Genomic DNA, 21,851 nt, shown 5'->3' on the forward strand with positions numbered 1-21,851 from the left:
GCTCGGATTACGCTGCTGCCCAGCGCCGATCGCGGCGCGCCGGAGAGCCCTCTTCCGGCAGGAACATTAGGTCGAGCTGGGCAGTAGCACCGTCGAGTGTACGCCGCGTCATGCCGAGGACATCGGCGACGACGAAACCATGGCTACGCATGAAGTGCATGACGTCGTGGACTTCGGCGCCGCCCTTTACGCTGGAGATGGTGCTGGTCTCAACGATGAAGACGTCGATGCTGGCCATCCGGCCGGTCATGCCTTCGAGAACCATCAACTCGGCGCCCTGCACATCAATCTTGGCCAGGGTGGGACGGGCGACCTCGCCGAACAGCGAGTCGAAGCGGCGAAGCGGTACACGGTCGCGACGCACAATCTCGCGCGGCGTGACATCTTCCAGCAAAGTTGCCCCCTGGATGTCCGGCCGAATTTCGATCATCGCGTCGCCGTCATGGTCGCCCAACGCCACGGCATGAATGTCGCAGCGCAGCCGCCGTGCCAGTAGGCGCATGTGGTACAACGACTCGCGTGTCGGATCGATCAGATGATAGTGAGCGTCGGGAAACGCGCGATAGAGTTCGTAGGTGCCGTAAGCCACGCCGATGTCGAACACGGTAGCGGGACGAAGGCCATAGTGGTCCAGGACAGCCAGCGACCGCGCCCACGACGGTCCCGCGTTGCGGCCGGGGATGCTCGAGCGAATGCGGGAGACATAGGGCCGCAGAAAATCCTTGAGCAGCTGGACGGCCCCAGCTTCTCCGCCCGCAGGATCGGGGGCACAGTTTTTCGGTTCGAGAGTCGCCATTCGCTCTCCTACGCTGTCGGTGCCGTTGAACGGGATGCCCGCATGCTAGCGAAAGACCGGCTTCAGGCTTTGTGACCATGCCTCTGGTGCCTGTGATCAAAAAGTGTCGCGGCGCCCGTGCTCCTTTGGACCGCGGGCGCCCCGCCCGCTCATCGACTTGAGCTGTCGGAGACGCAATCGGGAGAAACCATGAGTCCTCGTCGCCGTATGCCGATCAAATCGCCATCTCGCGGCCGATCTCCACGACCTTATCCCGCGGCACGTGGAAGTAGTCCGTCAAAGGGGCGCAGTTGCGCTGCAGGAAAGCAAAGATTGTCTCCACAACTCTCGGAAGCCCCCGTCCGTCCTCGCGCGCGACGATCTGCTCATGCGCGATATAGTAGGTGACGTCGGCCGGATCGAACTGATAGCCCAGCGCGTGGACGCGCCACAGCAGGGCGGGGATATCCGGGCGCTCCATGAAGCCGAACTGGACGCGGGCACGCCAGACGCGGGGCGCGACCTCGTGGATCTCGACATGGCTGCCCAGCGCCACGTAGGGCACCGCGGCCGTGTTGACGTCGATGATGAAGACGGCCTCGCGCAGTGCGCGATTGTTCTTCAGGTGCCACAGCAGGATCGGCGGCGCGGCGACGTCGGATCGGGCGAGGAAGGCGGCAGTGCCCGGCACGCGCGGGATATGGACGGCGGTGAGAAGAGCGAGGACGTCGCTGTCTCGCACCTCCTGGGCCCGCCTCTGGCGCTGCACCGCCGACGCGCCGGCGCGCCAGATCACCATCAGGCAGTAGACCAGGGTCCCCAGCGCCAGCGGCACCCATCCGCCGTCGAGCACCTTGACGAGATTGGCACCGAGAAACGCCATGTCGACGATGGCCATCGCGCTGGCAACGGCGCCGGCCGCGAGCCAGCTCCAGCCGCGGACCTCCCGCATGGCCAGCAGCAGGAGAAGGGTGGTGATCAGCATGGTACCCGACACGGCAATGCCATAGGCCGCCGCGAGACGGCTCGAGCTCCCAAAGCCGATGGTGAGGCCGAGCGTCGCCAGCATCAGCAGCCAGTTGACCGAGGGGACATAGATCTGACCGTAGCCCGACGCCGACGTCTGCACGATGCGCAGGCGCGGCAGCCAGCCGAGCTGGACGGCCTGGCGGGTCATGGAGAAAGCGCCGGTGATGATCGACTGGCTGGCGATGATGGTTGCAATCGTCGCCAGCACGACGAGCGGCGGCAGCAGCGGTTTCGGGCAAAGGTGGAAGAAGATGTTACCGTCGGTCGGTGCGCCGGCCAGCACGATCGCCGCCTGGCCGGCATAGTTCAGGACCAGGGCCGGAAAGACCACGAAGGTCCAGGCCAGCCGGATCGGCCGACGGCCAAAGTGACCCATGTCGGCATAGAGCGCCTCCGCGCCGGTGACGCACAGGAACACGCCGCCAAGCAGCAGGAAGGCCCGGCTGCCACCCGACATCAGGAAATCGACGCCGTACGCTGGATTGAGTGCCAGCAGAACCGAAGGGTGCCGAACTATGCCGGACAAGCCAAGCAGGGCGATGGCCGCAAACCACACCACCATGATCGGGCCGAAAAGGCCGCCGATGCGCGCCGTGCCCTGGCGCTGCACGGCGAACAGGCCGAGCAGGATCACCACGGCCGCAGGCAGCACGTAGTGCTGCAATTCGGGTACGATGAAGTTGGTGCCCTCGAGCGCCGACAGGACGGAGATCGCCGGCGTTATGGCCCCGTCGCCGTAGACCAGGGCGGCGCCGAACAGGCCGACGAGAATGATCGCCGATCGGTTTCGACGGCGGACCCCGAGAAGCGACATCAGGGCCAGAATCCCGCCCTCCCCCTGGTTGTCGATGCTCATGGCCAGGACGACATACTTGACCGAGGTAACGAGGATCAGCGTCCATACGATAAGCGAAAGCGCCCCCAGCGTGACGGCCGGCGCCGGATGATCGCTGGTCAGGTCGAGCACGGTCTTGAAGGTGTAGAGCGGACTGGTCCCGATATCGCCGAACACCACGCCGAGTGCCGCCAGGCTCAACGCCGGCAGGGTGGCATCATTGGCGCTGCGCGGCTGCGCACTCTTGCCTGAGGTACCGGCAGCGCCGCGCTGTTGTCGAATGGTCCGCACTCCCCCTGGCTGCGGATACTACCTAAGTCAGGCGGATGGCCGGCGGCAAGAACATCAGGATGATCGCAGCTAGTCGGCTGCGTACCGCGCCGCCTGCGTCACGTACCCATGCGCCATGTCCGTCGCAAGCGCCGCCGGATCGCGCAGCTTCGGATCGCCATGGCCGCCGCCGCCTGGGGTGCCGAGCGAGACCGTGTCGCCTTTGCGCAGCACATACTGCTTCTTGGGATCGGTCTTCTCGCCGTTTATGCGCAGTTCGCCCGGAGCGCCATCCTTGCCGCCCTCGATGCCGAAGGCAGGGAAGATCGTGCGCTCGGCGAGAAAGGAGACGGCGATCGGCGTGTCGCTGCGGCTCTCGATCAGGATTTCCTGGCCGAGCCCGCCGCGATGGCGTCCGGCTCCTCCCGAATCGGGCCGCAGCCGCTTGTGATGAAAACGCAGCGGCGCAATGTGCTCGCTGATCTCGATTGAGGTCGACGAGACGTTCGACGGCCACGACAGGCAGGTGATGCCATCGCCCCGCGTATTGCCGCCCATGCCACCGTTGTAGAAAAACATGTTGGCATAGGGCTTGCCCCTTCCCCGGCCATCGTCGCGCACGCCCGACTGGTTCATGCCCCACATCGGCGAGCCACAGGCAGCCATTACGCGCTCGGGCACGACCTGACCGAGACAGCCGAACACCAGCATCGGCACGTAGTGGCCGATCAGCATGCGCGAGCCGCCCGGCGCCGGGAACTGCGGGTTGACGATAGAACCCTCGGGCGCCTTGAGCGTGATCGGCCGCCACGCGCCCTCGTTGTTGGGCAGGTTGGGGCTGGTGCAGACCTTGACCCCGTACATCGCCATGGCGTTGGTGTAGCAGAGCGCGCAGTTGATGGCGCGATCGACTTGGCCATCGGTCCCGGCGAAGTCCATCTCGATCTCGTCGCCCCTGATGGTGAGTGCCAACTTCAGGGTAATGGGCGTCGCCATAAGCCCGTCGGTCTTGAGCTCGCTGTGATAGGTGCCGTCGGGCAGGGCGCGGATCGCCGCGCGCATCGCCGCCTCGCAGCGGCCCTGGATCTCGCGTGCCAAGTCGGTGAGATCGGGCAAGCCGTAGCTTTCCATCAGCACTCGCAGGCGGTCTTCCATCAGGTCGAGCGCCACGACCTGCGCCCACAGATCGCCCATCGTCTGGTCCGGTGTGCGCACGTTCTTGCGGATGATGGTGACCAGCGTCTCGTCGGTCTTGCCGGCGGCGATCATCTTCATCGGCGGGATCTGCAGCCCCTCCTCGAAGACCTCGCGCGGCTCGGGGCTCCTGATCTTGCCGCCGATGTCGGGCGCATGCGCCGTGGTGGCGCTGAAGGCGACCAGACGGCCGTCACGGAAGATCGGCTTGGCGAGCGTGATGTCGGGCAGATGTCCGGTGCCGAGCCAGATGTCGTTGGTGATCAGCACGTCGCCCGGCGCCAGCTGTTCGGGCGGGAAGAAGCGCAAGAAGTGCTTCACTGTCTCGGGCAGCGTGCCAATGAAGCTCGGGATGCTCTCGCTCGCCTGCACCAGCGACTGCCCCGTCGCGTCGGTGATGACACAGGAGAAATCGTAGCTTTCGCGCACCAGGGTAGAGAAGCTTGTGCGCACCATCGCTGCCGCCGCCTCGTCGACCATTGAGATCAGTCGTCGCCAGAGCAGCTCCAGCTCGATTGGATCGAACGCGCGTGCCATCAGCCGACCTCCGCCAAGAGAGACCCGTCAGACAGAACCCTTATTGCTGCTCCCGGACCGACGATGAACGTACTCTCGTCTTCTTCGAATACGGCTGGGCCAGTGATGGTGTCGCCAACACTCAATGCATATCGATCAAAGACCTTGGTCGGCAGACTCATACGCGCCTCTTCAAAGAAGACCTCTCGCGTACCTTTCAGCGCCGTCCCAGCTGGATGGCGAGGCAAGATCAACTCACTGCCGCTGCCAGGCATCGGAGCGCCAACCGAGAGGCGAAGCGCAACGAACTGGATCGCAGCGCCCGGCGGTGTACGCGCGAACAGGGCCTTGTAGGCGGCCTCGAACGCCGCCTTCACGCCGGCCTCGTCGAGCGAACGCGGCAAGGCGATGGTGATCTCGCTGCCCTGCCCGACGTAGCGCATGTCGGCAAGATGCTGAACGGTGCGCCTCTCGATCTCCGCGCCGGTGAGACGGAGCACGTCGAGCGATTCCTTCTCCAGGCCGTCGAATACCCCTCGGGCAGCGACGAAGTCGGCGCCGGCCAGCGGAACGTTGAAGCTCGCCACGCGATCGACCCGAGCCGGCGCCATCAGCATGCCGATGGTGCTGCCCGCGCCGGCGCCCGGCGGACAGACGACGCGCTTGACGCCGAGCTTGCGTGCCACGTGCCAGGCGTGGACTGGCCCGGCTCCGCCGGTCGCCAGCAGGGCGTATTCGGACGGGATGCGGCCTCGCTCGGCGATGGCCACGCGGGCCGCCCCCGCCATGTTCTCGTTGACGACGTCGTGCACGCCGAACGCCGCCCGCTCCGGCTCGACGGCCAAGGCCTTGGCCAGCTGCGCGAAGGCGGCGCTAGTCGCGCCGCGATCGATCCGCATGGCGCCACCCAGAAAGAAATCGGCATCCAGATAGCCCAACGCGAGATCGGCATCGGTGACGGTCGCCTCGCTGCCGCCGCGCCCGTAACACGCCGGCCCGGGCTGGGCGCCGCTGCTCTCGGGCCCGACTTTCAGCGTGCCGAGCTCCGATTTTTGGGCAATAGAGCCGCCGCCGGCGCCGATCTCGATCAGCTCGACCGTGGCGATCTGGATCGGCAGGCCGGAGCCGCGCAGAAAGCGCTTCTCGCGTGCAGCCTCGAAGCCGTAGGCGACCAGCGGCTCGCCGCCGTCGACCAGCGCCAGCTTGGCCGTGGTGCCACCCATGTCGAAGGCGAGCACGCGCTCGAGGCCGGCATTGCGGCCGAACCATGCCCCTGCCAGGGCGCCGGCCGCCGGACCGCTCTCGAGCAGCTGCACCGGCACGCGCTTGGCCTCGCTGACATGAGTGAGGCCGCCATTCGACAGCATGAGGAACAGGCCGCCGGGAATGCCCTCGGCGCGCAGGGCCTGCTCCAGCCGCTCGAGATAGACCTCGGCCAGCGGGCGGACATAGGCGTTGGCGACAGTCGTGCTGGCGCGCAAGTACTCGCGTATCTCCGGCGCGATGTCGGACGATAGCGAGATCGACAGGTCCTGGAAGCGCTCGGCGATGGCCGCGCCGACGGCACGCTCGTGCGCCGGGTTGGCGTAGGCGTGCAGGAAGCAGACGGCGAGGCTCTCGACGCCCTGCTCGACCAGCTCGGCGACCTCGGCCAGGGCCGCCGCCGTGTCGATCGCAATTTCAACGCTGCCGTCGGGCGCCAGCCGCTCCCGCGCCTCGCGTCGCCACGGCCGCGCCACCAGGGGCTTGGGCATTTCGATGAAGAGGTCATAGAGCTCGTACTTGCGCTCGCGCCCGATCTCGAGAACGTCGCGGAAGCCAGCCGTCGTCAGCAAGCCCGTCCTGGCGCCCTTGCGCTCGATCAAGGCGTTGGTGAACAGCGTGGTGGCATGGACGACGCGGCCGATCTCCCCCGCGCCGACGCCGGCTTTGGCCAGCACCTTGCGCGTGCCGTCGATGGCGCCACGCGCCGGGTCATCGGGCGTCGTGCTCTCCTTCCAGATCACGGCGCGGCCGCTGCGCGGATCGTGAATGACCAGGTCGGTGAAGGTGCCCCCGATGTCGATGCCGAGGGAAAGCGGTGCGGTACTCATTCGGCGCGGATATTGCCCTGCTTCACCACCTTGGCCCAGCGCTCGCGATCGCTCCTGATCAGCGCCTCGAATGCAGCGCCGTCCTGGGCGAGCGCCACCATGCCGCGCTGTGCCAGCGCTTCGGCATTGGACTGATCGGCGATCGCGTCGATGAACAGCTTGGCCAGCGCCGTCCTGATGTCGGCCGGCAAGCCGGCAGGCCCGACCAGCCCGAACCAGTTGTTGATGTCGAGTGCCGCGATCTCGCGGGTAAGCAGCGGAAGATCGGGCGCCATGGGGTTGGGCCGGCTCGACGCCAGCGCCACTGCCCTTACCGTGCCTCCCCTCACCTGGCCGACCACCTCGGAGATATTGCCGAAGAAAAGGTCGACCTGGCCTGCGGCGACGTCGGCGATCGCCGGCGCACCGCCGCGGTAGGGCACGTGAATGAGCTTGAGGCCACCCGCCTCGGCGGCCAGGAACTCGGCGGCGAGCTGGTTGGTCGAGCCGAGCCCGGTCGAGGCGTAGCTCACCTTGCCGGGATTGGCGCGGGCGTAGTGGACCAGCTCGGGGATCGTCTTGAAGGGCGCGTTCGTGCGCACGATCAGTACCATCGGTACGCCGACCAGATTGCAGATCGGCACCAGCTCGCGATCGAGGTCGAGCGGAATCTGCGAGCCTGGCACGACCGGGCCGACCGCGAGCTGTCCCATGATGCCGATGCCGACCGTGTAGCCGTCCGGCGCCGCCTGGGCGACCGCCTTGAGGGCAATAAAGCCACCTGCGCCGGTCTTGTTGTCGACGATCACCGAGTAGCCCAGCCGCTTCTGTATGGTCTCCGCCGCCATGCGGGCGGCGATGTCGGCCGTTCCGCCCGGCGCATAGCCAACCAGGATCCTGATCGGCTGCCTGGGTATCCATTGGGCGCGAGCCGGCGCGGCTCCAAGCGCGAGCGGGACGGCGAGCAAGCTTCGGCGCAACATGGTCATTGGAACTCCTTCGGCGACCGACCGATCAGCAATGCGCATACCGTAGCACCGGGACGGAGGGCGCGCGCATCCCGGACGCCTCCGGATCGAGCAGGTCGCCATGCAGGGCTGTCAGGCGCACATGGTGCTTGACGGATGACCGCAGCCTTACCCACGATCGCAGAAACGACGACAAGGTCGCCGGTACGGCGACCGGAGGGAGGAAGACGATGTTTCGACTGAGATCGAGCAAGCTGTTTCTGGCAATTACCGTGTTGATTGCCGCAACCTTCGGTTCCGATCGCGCCGCGCGAGCCCAGGACCTGACGATGGGCAACGTCAACCCGCCCAAGCACGGCACGTCGCAGACCACCCAGCAGTTTATCGACAAGCTGGCCGAGCTGTCGGGCGGCAAGATCAAGGTCGCCCACCATCATTCGGGAGCGCTCGGCGGCGAGCGCGAGGTGGTGCAGCAGATCCAGCTAGGCGCCGTCACGTTCGGGCCGATCACCACCGCACCGTTGTCGACGGCGGTGCCCGAGATGTCGGTGTTCCAGCTGCCCTATATCTTCCGCGACTACGACCACGTCTTCAAGGCGCTCGACGGCAGCACGACCCTGACCGACTACTACACTGCCGTGCTCGACAAGAAAGGGCTGAAGCTGATCGGCTTCATCGCCGCCGGCTACCGCGGCATCTACGGCCACTATCCGATCAACGGCATCGCCGACATCAAGGGCAAGAAGGTGCGGGTGCAGGAGGACAAGATCCTGGTCGCCACCTTCAAGGCGCTGGGCATGATCTCGACCCCGATCGCCTTCCCCGAGGTGGCGACGGCGCTGCAGACCAAGGTGATCGATTTTGCCGAGGGCGGTGTCAACACCTTCTACCACAACAAGTTCTACGACATCGTGAAGTACGTCGCCGACGTCCGCCACACCCACCAGGCGGTGGCGCTCATCATGTCGAAGGCGGCATGGGCCAAGCTCGACCCTGCCGGACAGAAGGCGGTGATGGACGCGTGGGCGCACGCCCGCGCCTTCAATCGCAAATTCATCCTCGATGAGGACAAGACCATCCAGGACCAGGTCAAGGCAAAGGGCGTCACCATCACCAAGCCCGACGCAGCCCCGTTCCTCAAGGCGACTGAGAGCGTCTACAACGATTTCTACGCCACCCCAGCCGGCAAGGACGCCAAGAAGATGGTCGACTACATCCAGAGCGTGAAGTAGCGGGCGACCGGCAGCGTGGCCAATCCTCCCGACGAGCCCACCGAGGACGCGCGCCGCGCGCCCTCGGCGGGCGCACGGCTCTATGACAGTCTGGCCTTCCTCGGCGGGCTGATCCTCGCCGTCATGACGGGTGCCGTCTTCCTGCAGGTCGTCCTGCGCTATCTCGGCCTCACCGGAATCGACGGGCTCGAGGAGGTGCCGCGGTTCCTCTTCGTGTGGCTCGTCATGGTCGGTGCGGCGGCGGCGATGTGGCGGCACGAGCACACCGTGCTCGACTACTTCCTGAACCGTTTCGGGCCCATCGGACGTTCCCTGATCTCGATCGTCACCAACGGGCTTGGAATCTGGCTGTTCGCCTACCTGATCTACCTGAGCTTCACCCTGGTGCCGAATGCCGGCCTGCAGACCAGCGCCGGCCTCGGCCTGACGCTCGACTGGGTGTTCCTCTCGGTCCCCGTCGGCTCGGCGCTGATCATCGCGCCGATGCTGCGCAACATTTATTTCGACGCGATGCGGTTATGGCGGAAACTCTCCTGATCGCCTTCGTTATCTGCATCCTGGTGGGTATGCCGATCAGCATAGCCATGGGCGTCGGCGCGCTGACGGCGGCAATGTTCTTTCCTGCCCTCAACCCGATCATCATCCCGACCCGCTTCGTCGGTCTGCTGACCGATTCCTACCTGCTGCTGTCGGCGCCGCTGTTCATCCTCGCGGGCAACATAGCCGCGCGAGGCGGCGTCGCCCGCGTCCTGATCGACCTCGCGACCGCACTGGTCGGCCGCTTCCGCGGCGGGCTGGCCTACGTCAACGTGCTCGACAGCATGTTCTTCGGCGGCATCTCCGGCTCGGCAGTGGCCGACGTGTCGGCGCTCGGAACGTTCCTGGTGCCGCAGATGGTGCGCAAGGGCTACGACAAGGACTTCGCGACCGCCCTCACCGTCTCGACCGCGGTGGTGGCGCCCATCATCCCGCCCTCGATCATCGCCGTCGTCTATGCCTGGATGGCCGACGAGTCGGTGGCGGCGATGTTCGCCGCTGGTGTGATCCCGGGCTTCCTGATCGGCGTTGGCATGGCCGTACCGGTGTTCTTCATCGCCCGCAAGCGCAACTACCCCAAAGAGCCGCCGCCGACCCTGCCGGAGTTCTGGGTCGCCCTGCGCAACGCCCTGCCGGCGCTGATGATCCCGGCCATCATCATGGGCGGCATCCTGGTCGGCCTGTTCACCCCGACCGAAGCGGCGGCCGTCGCCGTGGTTTACGCGCTCGTGGTGCCCCCGATCTTCTATCGCGAGCCGGCGCTTCGCGAACTTCCCCGGATCTTTGCCGACAGCGCGCGGCTGTCGGGCGTGATCGGCCTGATAATCGGCTTGGTCGGCGCCTTCGGCTGGGTTCTCACCTACTCGAAGTTCCCGTTCATGGTCGCGACCTCGATCGCCGCGATGTCGCCTGCCTGGTGGGTCTTCATCATTCTGGTCATCCTGCTCTATCTTGTCCTCGGCACATTCCTGACGCCGTCGGAGATCATTCTCGTCACCGTGCCGGTGCTGCTGCCGGTGGCCAATGCAGTGGGCGTGCACCCAATCCACTTCGGCATGGTCTGCGTGATCGCATCGGCAGTCGGGCATATCACGCCACCGGTCGGACTGTGCCTGTTCGTCGGCATGGCAATCAGCGGCCTGCCGATGGACAAGCTGGTCAAGCCGCTCCTGCCTTTCCTGGCAGCCATTATCGTCACCCTGTTACTGATCGCCTTCATGCCCGGGCTGGTTCTCTTCCTGCCACGCGTGCTGGGCTTCGCACAGTGACGCACCGCCTTGAGCCTGCGGCGGCTTGCGCTAGTCTCCGCGCCGCATGCCGCTTGCCTACCCCGCTCCCGACGTCTGGAGCCTGATCGCCGACATCGCCGCCGAGTCGCCTTCGGCGACCGCCTTTATCCACGGCGAGCGACGATTGAGTTTCGCCGAGCTGCTCGACGGTGCAGCTCGCGTGGCCCAGGGACTCGCCGATCTCGGGGTCGGCCCTGGCGACCGGGTGGCACTGTGGCTGCCCAACATTCTCGCCTACCCGATCGTCTACTTCGCCTGCGCCCGCCTCGGCGCCATCGCGGTCGCGGTCAACACGCGCTACCGCGCCGTCGAGGTGGCCGACATCGTCGGGCGCTCGGGCGCCAAGGTGCTGGCCTGCGCACCGGCCTTTCGGCGCATCGATTTCCTGTCGATCCTGGCCGACATCGATCCGGCCGCCCTCGCCGGCCTCAGCGCACTGGTGACGGTCGGCGAGGAACCACCGACCATTCCGCCGGCTATCGAGACCCTGCGGCGCGTATCCTTCGACCGCCTGCTGTCGCGCCCAGCGCTTGCCACCAACCACGCGATGTCAAAGGCGCCGTGCAACATCTTCACGACCTCCGGCACCACTAGCGCGCCGAAGTTCGTGCTCCATCGCCAAGGCGCGATCGCGGGCCACGCCCAGCAGGTGGCGCGTGTCTTCGGTTTCGCCGCGCCAGAGACGGTGACGCTTTCGATCCTGCCCCTGTGTGGCGTGTTCGGCTTCGACCAGACAATGGCGACGCTCGCCGCCGGCAAGCCGAGCGTCCTCGTCGAATCCTACGAGATCGACGAGCTGGCGAGGCTGATCTCCCGCCACCGGCCGACCACGCTGTTCGGCAGCGACGATCTGTATGCCCGCCTGCTCGACGAAATGCCCGGCGAATGCCCGATGCCGTCGGTGAAATGGGCGGGCTATGCCTCGTTCAACGCCGCCCTCGGCGACCTGCCCGAGCGAGCGGAAAAGCGCGGGCTGCTGCTGTGCGGGCTCTACGGCATGAGCGAGGTCCAGGCGCTCTACGCGCGCCAGCCGGTCGACTCGGCCGTCGGCCGGCGCAAGGTCGGCGGAGGCATTGTGGTCTCGCCGCTCGCCCATGTCCGCGTGCGCGACCCGGAAAGCGGCAGGCTGCTTGGTATCGGCGAGCCCGGCGAGCTCGAATGCGCCGGGCCGTCGCTGATGGTGGGCTACTACGGCAACGACAAGGCGACCGCCGCCGCGATAACGGCGGACGGTTATGTTCGTACCGGCGATCTCGCCGAGCTCGATCCGTACGGCGGCTTCACCTTCCTGAGCCGCATGGGCGACGTGCTGCGACTGTCGGGCTTCCTGGTCAATCCGCAGGAGATCGAGACCCACATCCAGAAGCTCGCCGGCATCGCCAACTGCCAGACCATCGCCGTCGCCCGCCCCGAAGGCGTCCGCGCCGTGTCGTTCGTGATCCTCGAGCCCGGCACGCCGCTCGACGAGGCAGCGATCATTGCCCACTGCCGCCGTGACCTCGCCAACTACAAGGTGCCGTTGCGCGTGCTTGCCGTCGACGACTTCCCCAAGACCCCCTCGCCCAACGGCTTCAAGATCCAGCGCAACAAGCTGCGCGAGCTCGCGGAGGCCGAGCTGGACCGCGGGCGTTTCGCCCGCTCATGAAAGTGGGCTTTGTCTCGGCGCCAGATGCATCACGTTGGAGTCCCGGGAGCCTGCGATAGGTGTCTGCTTCAGACTTAAGATCATGAGCGGGCGGGACGCCCGCGATCCGCGTGATCACCCCCAGAGCTGCCTGCTGGCGATTGCCGCGCCTTGGGCCAGGGTCTCGAGCTTGGCCCAGGCAATGTCGCGATGGACGCGGCCGCCGAGGCCGCAATCGGTCGAGGCGATGACGCGCTCGCGGCCGACCAGGCTCGTGAAACGCGCGATGCGTTCGGCGACCAGCTCGGGATGCTCGACCACGTTGGTGGCATGGCTCACCACGCCGGGCAGGATCAACTTGTCGTCTGGAAGCCTGGTATCCTTCCACACTGCCCATTCATGCTCGTGCCGCACGTTGCCCGCCTCGAAGGAATAGGCCCCGGCGTCGATCTTGAGCATCAGCCCGACGATCTCGCGCATCGGGATGTCGGTCGTATGCGGACCGTGCCAGCTGCCCCAGCAGAGATGGAAGCGGATGCGATCCTGCGGCAGGCCGCGCAGCGCGTGGTTCAATGCCTCGATCTTCGGCATGGTGAATTTGCGGTATTCCTCGGCTGTCGGCTCGGGATTGATCTGGTCGAAGTTCTCGGCAATCGCCGGGTCGTCGATCTGCAGCACAAGGCCGGCATCGATGATCGCCTTGTATTCCTCTCGCATGGCGTCGGCGCAGGCGAAGACGAACTCGTCGTCGCTCTTGTAGTGCTCGTTGCCGATACGCGCACAACTCGCCGGCCCGATCGAGGTCATGAAGCCTTCGCCGACGTCGCTGGCTGCGAGTGCCGCCTTGAAGTTGGCGATGTCAGCGGCAATCGCCTTGTGGCCGATATAGCTGATCGGCCCCACGCAGAACGGCCAATCGTGGGCGCGCGGCCCGGTCGAAACGCCGGATTCTGGGTCGCTGTAGGCAGTGGCGAAGCGCTGGCGGTCGCGCCGGTCGGCAAAGCTCGACAGCACGGTGTTGCCCGGCGCCGAGCGCCTGGCCGGCAGATCGTAGAGACCGAGACCCTTGACCTGCAGGTTGGCCAGCCGGGAAAACGAGTAGCTCCACCAGGCGCGGTAGTTGATCTTGTGCCCCATCGATTTACCGTACTCGCCATCGCCTGGCACGGTGACACCGGCCGCGACCTGCCGGCGCACGACGTCGGCCACCGATTTTGTGAGCTTTTTCTGGAACGCCGCCTCGTCGACCGTGCCCGCCTCGCGCCTGGCGTTGGCTTCGATCAGGTCGTCGGGCCGCGGCAGGCTGCCGGCGTGGCTGGTCAGGATGCGATCGCTGCTGGCTCTCATGACTAGCGTCCCTTGAACTTGGCCGGCTTGCGCTTCTCGGCGAAGGCGCGCGCAGCTTCCTGGAAATCCTCCGATAGATAAAGCTTTTCCGGCGCGCCCATGAACATCACCTCGCGACTCAGCCGATCCATGTAGTGGCGCCGCATGCGCACCGTCGAGCGCACGCTGAGCGGCGGGTTCTTCAGCACCTCCGCGGCCAGCCCGCGCGCCACCTCGAGGTACTTGCCCTTGGGCGCGACACGGTTGATCAGGTTGGCCTTGAAGGCCTCCTCGGCGGTGAAGAAGCGGCCGGTCAGCGCGGCCTCCATGGTGAACGCGCCGCCGCCGCGATAGTGCATCAGCGCCCAGTACTTGCCCGCCCCCAGGCCGCGCGAAGTCTCGGTAATCTGGAACTGGGTGCCCGCCTCGGCGACGATCAGGTCGCATTCCAGTACGATGCCGACGGACAGGCCAAGCACGTAGCCGTGCGGTGCGGCGATCACCGGCTTCCAGTTGACCGCTTTCGTAAGCAGGTCGGCCGAATGCGTGCCGCGGCCCTGCGGGCCGCCGAGCTTCAGGAACTCCTCGCGACTACGCAACTGACGCTGGTGCACGTCGGCGCCACTCGAGAAGGCGCGACCATTGCCGCACAGGATGGCGATGTGCGCCTCGTCGTCGGTGTCGAAGCGATGCAGGGCATCGCCCAGCACGCCCACCAGCTCGTCGCTGAACGCATTGAGCTTCTCCGGGCGGTTCAGCGTGATCGTGACCACCTGGCCATCCCGCTCATAGGTGACGAGCGCCATCATTTCCCCCTTTTGCTGTCTCGTTGTCGGATTGCCATGCTAACCGAGAAGATCAGGGAGAAACCATGACAACCAGCCGCGTGGTGGCAACGTCATGGCGGGGCCCTCTTTTCAGAAAACTCATTCCCGGGAGCGCGCCACTTTGATAGCACTCATTGTCAGTGTAGTCGGGAGGGATTGGAATCAACGAGAAGAGCGCCATCGGGGTGGCGCGCTCCCAGCGGTTGATCGCCCTTCTACAATCACCTTCCCGGCAACCGCAGCCCGCCGACGGCAGAGCCGATGAAGGTCTGCGGCCGCGATGGCGGCGAGACGCTCATGCGGCGCTCGAGATTCTCGACGCAGGCTTGCGTCGCCTGCGCGAGCTGCTGCCAGGTCGATACCGCATCGAACTGCTGCAGCAGGCATTGGTCGTAGTAAGTGTAGCGGTCGCTGGTGCCGCAACCGAAGCTCGCGCGCTCGGGCGCCGCCGCGGTCAACACGATACGGTTGGGCTGGCGCATCGCCGACGTGAGGAACACACCACTGTGGCAAGCCGACACCACCACGACGGTCGGCCGCGTGCCGCAACCGGCATCGAGAGCATTGTCGAGCGTCGACGGGCTAACCGTGCCGCGGGCCTGCTTGAGGACGAAGCCGCTTTGGTCGCCGTGGCTGGTGATGAAGGCGAGGCAGGCCTCGCCGCCGCCGCGTCGCAATGCACTCGACACGTTGGCCGCCGTGGCGACCGGCAGTGACGGGCTGGCCCCCGGATTGGAGGTGAAGGCCTGGATGTCGCGCACGCCCCGACTCGCGAGCTTGTCGCGCATCGCTCGCACGCCATTGTCGAAGGCCGGGCTGTCATTGTCGCCGGCGATCAGCACGACATGCCAGCGGCCGGCCGGCACCGCAACTCCCGCGGCGGCTGCCGATGTGTCGGGTGCGCGCGCACTGGCCGGCGGAGCGCCCACCGTGTCCGGCGTACAGGCGACGACGAGAAGAACGGCGATAAGAAGCGCCTCGAGACGAGCCGGCATGCCAGACCGTGCTCCCGTGGTTGGACGACGTCCTCTACTTCGCCCTTGCGCCGACCGCGCGCAAGGCCATGTCGGCATAAAGCTTGGCCATCTGCTCCTCGCTCAGCATGCCGCCAGGACCGTACCACATCGACACGTGAGTGCACTGGTCGAGCAGCGCCATGGCGATCGCCTTGAGGTCGCTGCGGCCATCGACACGCGGCGGGTCGAACGCGCCGTGCTCGGTGCCGCGTGTCAGGACCCCCACAAGGATGTCGCGGATAGCGCGGCGGCTGCGCCGGATATCGGCGACCCGCTCGCCGCTCAGCCAGCCGATCTCGCGGTTGGCCACCAATGCCTCCACCCTGAGGCGGCAATGGCGCACCACATAGACGCGGACGAACGCAGCGAGCTGCGCCGCCGGATCGTCGCCCGCGCCAGCAACCGCCTGCTGGCAGAGCCGCTCGAGCTCGCCCTGGGTCGAAGCGATGATGTCGTGCAGCAACTCGTCCTTGGAGCGGAAGTGGTTGTACAGCGCACCCTGAGTGAGGCCGCACGCCTTCATGATGTCGCGCACGGTTACCACCGGATAACCGCGTTCGGCGAACTGGGCGAAGGCGGCCGCGCGGATGGCCTCGACCGGCGGCCGCTGCGGCTCGCGCTCGGGAGCGACCGCGACCGCCGGGGCGCGCTGGGCGGTGCGCTTCGGCGTCATCGCCCACCTCCTGCAATTCCTTCTCGCGTGATGCCCGCGACGATGCTCCAGGCGAGCTCGGCCGCCGGGCGAACCAGCTTGCCCGACTCGGCGGCGCGCAGGTTGGAGGCGGTGCCGTCGAGCGCGCGGCCATAGACGCCCTGGCGAATGCAAGACACCCGGAACAGATTGTAGGCCATGTAGAATTCCCACAGCGCGGGATCGGGAACCGCGCGCCTGGACAGCGTGCAGTAGTAGTCGACCATCTCCCGCTCGCTCGGCAGGCCGAGCTCGCCGAGGTCGTGACCCTCGAGGCCGCCCCAATCCCTCGGCGTGCGCCACAACATGCAGAGATAGGAAAGCTCGGCCAGTGGATCGCCGAGGGTCGAGATCTCCCAGTCGATGATGCCCAGCACGCGCGGCTCGGTGGCATGGTAGACCATGTTGTCGAGCCGGTAGTCGCCGTGCACCAGCACCGTCTCGTCGTTGGCCGGCAAGTGGGCCGGAAGCCACTCAAGCAGCTGGTCCATGGCCTCGATCGTCTCGGTCTCGGAGGCCTTGTACTGCTTGCCCCAACGCGAGATCTGGCGTGCCACATAGCTACCCGGCCGGCCGAAATCGGCAAGGCCCAAGGCTGCGTAGTCGACAGCGTGCAGGCGGGCCAGGGTCTCGAACTTGGCGCGATAGATGGCGAGACGTCCCTCGCGCGGCACTTCCGGCAGCAACGGGTCCCACAGCACGCGGCCGTCGCAGAATTCCATTATGTAGAAGGCGGTACCGACGACGCTGTCGTCCTCGCACAGGGCATAGGCGCGCGGCGTCGGCACGTTGGTGCGGTTGAGCGCGGCAATGACCCGGAACTCGCGGTCGACGGCATGGGCCGACGGCAGCAGCTTGCCAGGCGGCTTGCGCCGCAGCACGTAGCGCCGGCCGGCCGCGTCGGTCAGGCGATAGGTCGGGTTCGATTGCCCGCCCTTGAACTGCTCGACCTGAACCGGCGCAACGAAGCCCGGCACGTGCTCGCCCATGAACCGGTCGAGAGATCGCTCGTCGAAACGATGCTTCTCCTGCACCGCCATCGTGCCGATATACTCTGCCCCGCGTCGCGCCACCCGCACCCCCTGAATGGTCATTCACATTGGCCGGAGTGTGCTCGCTCGGTCGCGACCACGCAATATGAACCGCCTTCGCCTAACGTCGCCTTGACGAGAGAAGATGTTCCGTCGACGGGCGGCCGCTTCGCTCGAGAATCACAGGCTCTGCAACCCGATGCGACACCATCGACTGGCAAGTCCGCACTCCGGCACGTCACAAATTGCGCTTTGTCGCGGCTGCCAATTCGCACTTGGGCAAAATGGCATAATTGTGTTTATGTAGACTTTGCGACGGCTCGGGGGTTCGGGCCCAACAACACACTTTTTGACGCTAAGCGCGCCGGGGAGGCTTCGTTGAGTCGATTCCTGAGCAAGGACTTCCTGTCCGGGCTGATGTTCATCGCCTTCGGACTCGTCGCCCTTTATGTTGGCCAGAAGTTGGCCCTGGGAACCACAGTCCGAATGGGTCCCGGCTATGTCCCGCGCATGCTGTCGTTCATCCTTCTCGGCCTGGGCGGGGTGATTTGCGTGGTCGCGCTGGTCACCGGCAGCGAGGCCGTCGAACGGCCCAAGTGGAAGCCGATCACCATGGTCACGATCGGCATCATCTGCTTCGCCCTCCTGTTCGAGCGGGCAGGCTTGCTGCCGGCACTGATCGTCCTGGTCTTCATTGCCTCGCTGGGCGGCGAGGAGTTCAAGATCACCGAGGTGATCGGCAACATGGTCGTGCTCGCCATCCTGTGCACGCTCGTCTTCAAGGTCGGACTCGGGATGAATATTTCGATCGTGCGGGGAGTCTGGTGAGATGGATCTGCTGAACAACCTGCTGCTCGGCCTGTCCGTCGCCGTCTCCCTTCAGAACCTCATGTACGCGTTGATCGGGTGTCTGCTCGGCACCCTGATCGGGGTTCTGCCCGGCATCGGCCCAGTGGCGACAATCGCCATGCTGCTGCCGATCACCTTCCACCTCCCGCCGACCGCGTCGCTGATCATGCTGGCGGGCATTTACTACGGCGCTTCGTATGGCGGCTCGACAACCTCGATCCTGGTCAACCTGCCCGGTGAATCGGCGTCGGTCGTAACCTGCCTCGACGGCTACCAGATGGCGCGCAACGGACGCGCCGGCGCCGCGCTTTCCATTTCGGCCGTAGGCTCCTTCTTCGCCGGGACGGTGGGCACCATCATCATCGTCATGTTCGCCGAGCCGCTGACCCGCATGGCGCAGAAGTTCGGCCCGGCCGACTACTGCTCGCTTATGGCGCTCGGCCTCGTCGCCGCCGTCGTGCTGGCGAGCGGGTCGGTGATCAAGGCCATCGCCATGGTCTTCCTCGGCCTGCTGTTCGGCCTCGTCGGAACCGACGTCAATACCGGCGCCCAACGCTTCACCTTCGACCTTCCCGAACTCAGCGACGGCATCGACTTCGCGCCGATCGCCATGGGCCTGTTCGGCATCGCCGAGATCGTCGTCAATCTCGAGCGACGATTGTCGCGCAGTGGCGGTACCATCAAGGTCGGTTCGCTGTGGCCGACCCGCGAGGAGGTGCGGCGCGCTATTCCTGCCGCGCTGCGCGGCACGGCCCTGGGCGCTGCCCTCGGCGTTCTGCCGGGTGGCGGCCCGACACTCGGTGCCTTCTCGTCCTACACTCTCGAGAAGAAAATATCGAAGCATCCCGAGCAATTCGGCAAGGGCGCGGTCGAAGGCGTCGCCGCTCCGGAATCGGCCAACAACGCAGCCGCCCAGACGTCGTTCATTCCGATGCTCACGCTCGGCATCCCCTCGAACGCCGTGATGGCTCTGATGGTGGGTGCGATGATCATCCAGGGCATTCAGCCCGGACCCGAGGTGATGACCAAGAAGCCGGATCTGTTCTGGGGCATGATCGTCTCGATGTGGATCGGCAACCTGATGCTGGTCGTCATCAACCTGCCGATGATCGGCATGTGGGTGAAGCTGCTCACGGTGCCCTACCGCTTCCTTGCGCCGGCCATCCTGCTGTTCTGCTGCATCGGCGCCTACAGCCTGCAGAACAGCACGTTCCATGTCATGCAGGTCGCCGTGTTCGGCGTGCTCGGCTACGTCTTCGTGCGGCTGGGCTGCGAGGGCGCGCCGTTCCTGCTCGGTCTGGTGCTCGGTCCGCAGATGGAGGAATACTTCCGGCGCGCCATGCTCCTGTCGCGCGGCGATGCCATGGTTTTCATCCAGCGGCCAATAAGCCTCGGGCTGCTGATCACCACCGCAGTACTGCTGATCATCATGGCCCTGCCCAGCATCAAGAGAGCTCGCGACCAGGCGTTCCAGGAAGAAGGCTGACGAGGAAAGGACCGATGTCCGATCTGCCCAAGCGTGTGACCATCGACGAGGAAGGCCCGCGCGAGGGCTTCCAGTCGGAGAAGAAGATGATCCCGGTCGCCGACAAGGTGCGTCTCATCGAGGCGCTGGCGGAGACCGGGCTCGGCCGCATCGCCTGCGTGTCCTACGTCAACCCGAGGCGCGTGCCGACCATGGCCGACGCCGAGGAAGTGGCGGCGGCCATCCGGCGCAAGCCGAACGTCCAGTACAGCGCCCTGTGGCTGAACCAGCAGGGCCTCGAGCGGGCGCTGCGCGGGCCGTTGCACGTCGATGGCGGCGTACGGGTCACCGCCTCGGACACCTTCTCGCGCAAGAACATCGGCAAGTCGGTGCCCGACGCCATGATCGAGCAACGCCTGTCGCTCAAGACATTCAAGGACCGCGGCATGCCGGTCGAATGGGGCATCATCCTTGGCGCCTTCGGCTGCAACTACGAAGGCGTGCTGTCGACCGAGCTGATCCTGCAGCGCGTGCAGCTTGCCCTCGACGAGGCCGAGCTGGCCGGTTTCAAGCTCACGGGCATCAAGCTCACCGACGCCATGGGTTGGGCGACCCCGCACTCGGTCGAGCGCCTGATCGGCGCCATCCGCTCGAAATGGCCCGAGCTTGAGATCGCCCTGCACCTGCACGACACGCGGGGAACCGGTCTGGCGAGCGCCTATGCCGGGTTGCGCCTCGGCGTCACCAGGTTCGACGCGTCGATCGCCGGGCTCGGCGGCTGCCCGTTCGCCGCCACCGACGGCGCGGCCGGCAACATTTGCACCGAGGACTTCGCCTTCCTGTGCGAGGAGATGGGCGTCGAGACCGGGCTCGATGTCGACCATCTGATCGAGGTCGCCCGTATCGCCGAGGACGTCGTCGGCCGTCCCCTGCCCGGCCACGTCATGCGTGGCGGCACGCTCACCTCCGCCAGGCAGAAAGCCAACGCCTGAACGTCGCCGAAGGCTGCCCGATGATCGGCTTGTTCCTGCAGCCGAACACCTTCTTCGATTGAACCGGGCCTTCCGAGTTGGCAACATGAACCGGCGTTCAGCGCCGGGTACAGGGCGTCGCGCTCAGGGAGGATCGAATGTTGAGACGCTCGATTTTTGCGAGCGCCGTGGTGGCGTTGTTTGCGTGTGGTTCGGCGTTCGGCCAGGCCATCCCCAAGGAAATGGCGTGGACCGCCTATGACACCGGCTCGTCCGGCTTCAACATTGCCGTGGCGATCGGCCAGCAATTCAAGCAGGCCTACGGTTCCGACGTGCGCATTCTGCCATCGGGCAACGACACCGGCAGGCTCGCACCGGTCAAGGCCGGCCGCGCCATCATTTCGCAGATGGGCATCGGGACCTACTTTGCCCAGGAAGGCGTCTTCGAGTTCGGCACGAAGAGCTGGGGTCCGCAGCCGGCCCGTCTCCTCATGTCGGCCACAGCCTGCAACGGGCTTGGCCTCGCGGTCGCCAAGGACACCGGTGTCAAGCAGATCGAGCAAATCAAGGGCAAGCGCGTGGGCATCGTGGTCGGCTCGCCGGCGCTGACCCAGGGCGCCCTGGCATTGATCGCCTTTGGCGGCCTGACCCAGAAGGACGTGACGCTGGTCCAGTTCTCGTCGAACAACGCGATGTGGAAGGGCTTCATCAACAACGAGATCGACGTCGCGCTGACCTCGACCATCTCGGGCCAGTCGAAGGAGGTCGACAGCTCGCCGCGCGGAATATTATGGCCGCCGATGCCGGCCGACGACAAGGCGGGATGGGCCCGCGTCCACAAGCTGGCGCCGTACTTCGTGCCTCACAAGGCGACCTGCGGGTCCGGTGGGCTTTCGCCGCAGAGCCCCGTGGCAATGTCGAGCTACGCCTATCCGATCTTCATGACCTTCGCCGACCGCTCCGCCGACGACGTCTATGCCGTCGTCAAGGGCATGATCGACACCTACGACGGCTACAAGGACGGCGCGCCTGGCGCCCACGGCATGGCGCTGTCCAAGCAGAACCTCGAATGGGTCGTGCCCTATCACGAGGGCGCCATCCGCGCCTTCAAGGAGAAGGGCGCGTGGAACGATGCGGCGCAGAAGCACAATGACGGCTTGGTCAAGCGTCAGCAGGTCATGGTCGAGGCGTGGAAAGCCTATGCCGGCGGCGCTCCGGGAGACGACAAGGCCTTCACCGACGGCTGGATGAAGGCTCGCGCGGCGGCGCTGACCAAGGCCGGAATGGACGCCGTCTTCGAATAGCAACGACGAAAGCCGATCGGCTTGGTGGGA

18 protein-coding genes are annotated in these 21,851 nt (G+C 66.1%); 8 read left to right on the forward strand and 10 right to left on the reverse strand.

Annotated features, from left to right (window positions below; genetic code table 11):
* Positions 1-7 precede the first annotated feature (7 nt).
* The 5 genes from AB7O82_RS04800 to AB7O82_RS04820 form a co-directional block, all read right to left on the reverse strand.
* Complete coding sequence (locus AB7O82_RS04800) at positions 8-796, reverse strand: FkbM family methyltransferase (protein ID WP_428543675.1); 789 nt, start codon at positions 794-796, stop codon at positions 8-10.
* A gap of 214 nt (positions 797-1,010) precedes the next feature.
* A complete protein-coding gene (locus AB7O82_RS04805; protein WP_428618741.1) occupies positions 1,011-2,930 on the reverse strand; it encodes a potassium transporter Kup in 1,920 nt (639 codons plus the stop codon).
* 69 nt (positions 2,931-2,999) lie between these two features.
* Positions 3,000-4,640, reverse strand: coding sequence for a hydantoinase B/oxoprolinase family protein (locus AB7O82_RS04810; RefSeq protein WP_428618743.1), 1,641 nt, complete (start codon positions 4,638-4,640; stop codon positions 3,000-3,002).
* Positions 4,640-6,712, reverse strand: coding sequence for a hydantoinase/oxoprolinase family protein (locus AB7O82_RS04815; RefSeq protein WP_428618745.1), 2,073 nt, complete (start codon positions 6,710-6,712; stop codon positions 4,640-4,642). The genes AB7O82_RS04810 and AB7O82_RS04815 overlap by 1 nt, the downstream gene beginning before the upstream one ends.
* Positions 6,709-7,674 (reverse strand): Bug family tripartite tricarboxylate transporter substrate binding protein, encoded by a 966-nt coding sequence (locus AB7O82_RS04820; protein ID WP_428618747.1) that lies wholly within the window; start codon positions 7,672-7,674, stop codon positions 6,709-6,711. The genes AB7O82_RS04815 and AB7O82_RS04820 overlap by 4 nt, the downstream gene beginning before the upstream one ends.
* 215 nt (positions 7,675-7,889) lie before the next feature.
* On the opposite strand from AB7O82_RS04820, the gene AB7O82_RS04825 reads away from it, so the two are divergent.
* The 4 genes from AB7O82_RS04825 to AB7O82_RS04840 are packed head-to-tail and all read left to right on the forward strand — an operon-like array spanning position 7,890 to position 12,362.
* Positions 7,890-8,891: a TRAP transporter substrate-binding protein gene (locus tag AB7O82_RS04825; protein ID WP_428543685.1), complete on the forward strand. Its 1,002-nt coding sequence runs from the start codon at positions 7,890-7,892 to the stop codon at positions 8,889-8,891.
* A gap of 15 nt (positions 8,892-8,906) precedes the next feature.
* Positions 8,907-9,428, forward strand: a complete 522-nt coding sequence (locus AB7O82_RS04830; RefSeq protein WP_428543687.1) for a TRAP transporter small permease — start codon at positions 8,907-8,909, stop codon at positions 9,426-9,428.
* On the forward strand, positions 9,410-10,696 hold the full coding sequence (locus AB7O82_RS04835) for a TRAP transporter large permease (protein WP_428543689.1): 1,287 nt from the start codon (positions 9,410-9,412) through the stop codon (positions 10,694-10,696). The genes AB7O82_RS04830 and AB7O82_RS04835 overlap by 19 nt, the downstream gene beginning before the upstream one ends.
* A gap of 46 nt (positions 10,697-10,742) precedes the next feature.
* Positions 10,743-12,362, forward strand: coding sequence for an AMP-binding protein (locus AB7O82_RS04840; RefSeq protein ID WP_428618750.1), 1,620 nt, complete (start codon positions 10,743-10,745; stop codon positions 12,360-12,362).
* A gap of 114 nt (positions 12,363-12,476) precedes the next feature.
* Here the strand turns inward: AB7O82_RS04840 and AB7O82_RS04845 are convergent, their stop codons facing one another.
* From AB7O82_RS04845 to AB7O82_RS04865, 5 genes are all read right to left on the reverse strand, one after another.
* Positions 12,477-13,688, reverse strand: coding sequence for a cobalamin-independent methionine synthase II family protein (locus AB7O82_RS04845; RefSeq protein ID WP_428543693.1), 1,212 nt, complete (start codon positions 13,686-13,688; stop codon positions 12,477-12,479).
* Between the two features lie 2 nt (positions 13,689-13,690).
* Positions 13,691-14,476 (reverse strand): enoyl-CoA hydratase/isomerase family protein, encoded by a 786-nt coding sequence (locus tag AB7O82_RS04850; RefSeq protein WP_428543695.1) that lies wholly within the window; start codon positions 14,474-14,476, stop codon positions 13,691-13,693.
* Positions 14,477-14,715: 239 nt separating this feature from the next.
* Entirely contained in the window at positions 14,716-15,489 is a 774-nt protein-coding gene (locus tag AB7O82_RS04855; protein WP_428543697.1) for a C13 family peptidase, read from the reverse strand.
* A 34-nt stretch (positions 15,490-15,523) separates the two neighbouring features.
* Entirely contained in the window at positions 15,524-16,183 is a 660-nt protein-coding gene (locus AB7O82_RS04860; RefSeq protein ID WP_428543699.1) for a TetR/AcrR family transcriptional regulator, read from the reverse strand.
* The gene (locus AB7O82_RS04865; protein ID WP_428543701.1) at positions 16,180-17,295 is read right to left on the reverse strand and encodes a phosphotransferase; all 1,116 of its coding nucleotides are present in this window, start codon (positions 17,293-17,295) and stop codon (positions 16,180-16,182) included. Before AB7O82_RS04865 ends, AB7O82_RS04860 begins: the two co-directional genes overlap by 4 nt.
* 315 nt (positions 17,296-17,610) lie before the next feature.
* Here AB7O82_RS04865 and AB7O82_RS04870 point away from each other — a divergent pair, with 315 nt between their 5' ends.
* The 4 genes from AB7O82_RS04870 to AB7O82_RS04885 all read left to right on the forward strand — a co-directional run bounded on the left by AB7O82_RS04870 (position 17,611) and on the right by AB7O82_RS04885 (position 21,821).
* Complete coding sequence (locus AB7O82_RS04870; RefSeq protein ID WP_428543703.1) at positions 17,611-18,060, forward strand: tripartite tricarboxylate transporter TctB family protein; 450 nt, start codon at positions 17,611-17,613, stop codon at positions 18,058-18,060.
* A gap of 1 nt (position 18,061) precedes the next feature.
* Positions 18,062-19,567, forward strand: a complete 1,506-nt coding sequence (locus tag AB7O82_RS04875) for a tripartite tricarboxylate transporter permease (RefSeq protein WP_428543705.1) — start codon at positions 18,062-18,064, stop codon at positions 19,565-19,567.
* A 14-nt stretch (positions 19,568-19,581) separates the two neighbouring features.
* The gene (locus tag AB7O82_RS04880) at positions 19,582-20,538 is read left to right on the forward strand and encodes a hydroxymethylglutaryl-CoA lyase (RefSeq protein ID WP_428543707.1); all 957 of its coding nucleotides are present in this window, start codon (positions 19,582-19,584) and stop codon (positions 20,536-20,538) included.
* Positions 20,539-20,675: 137 nt separating this feature from the next.
* Positions 20,676-21,821 (forward strand): TAXI family TRAP transporter solute-binding subunit, encoded by a 1,146-nt coding sequence (locus tag AB7O82_RS04885; RefSeq protein WP_428543709.1) that lies wholly within the window; start codon positions 20,676-20,678, stop codon positions 21,819-21,821.
* The last annotated feature ends 30 nt before the right edge of the window (positions 21,822-21,851 follow it).

Source organism: Reyranella sp., from assembly GCF_050185545.1.
Classification (GTDB): domain Bacteria; phylum Pseudomonadota; class Alphaproteobacteria; order Reyranellales; family Reyranellaceae; genus Reyranella.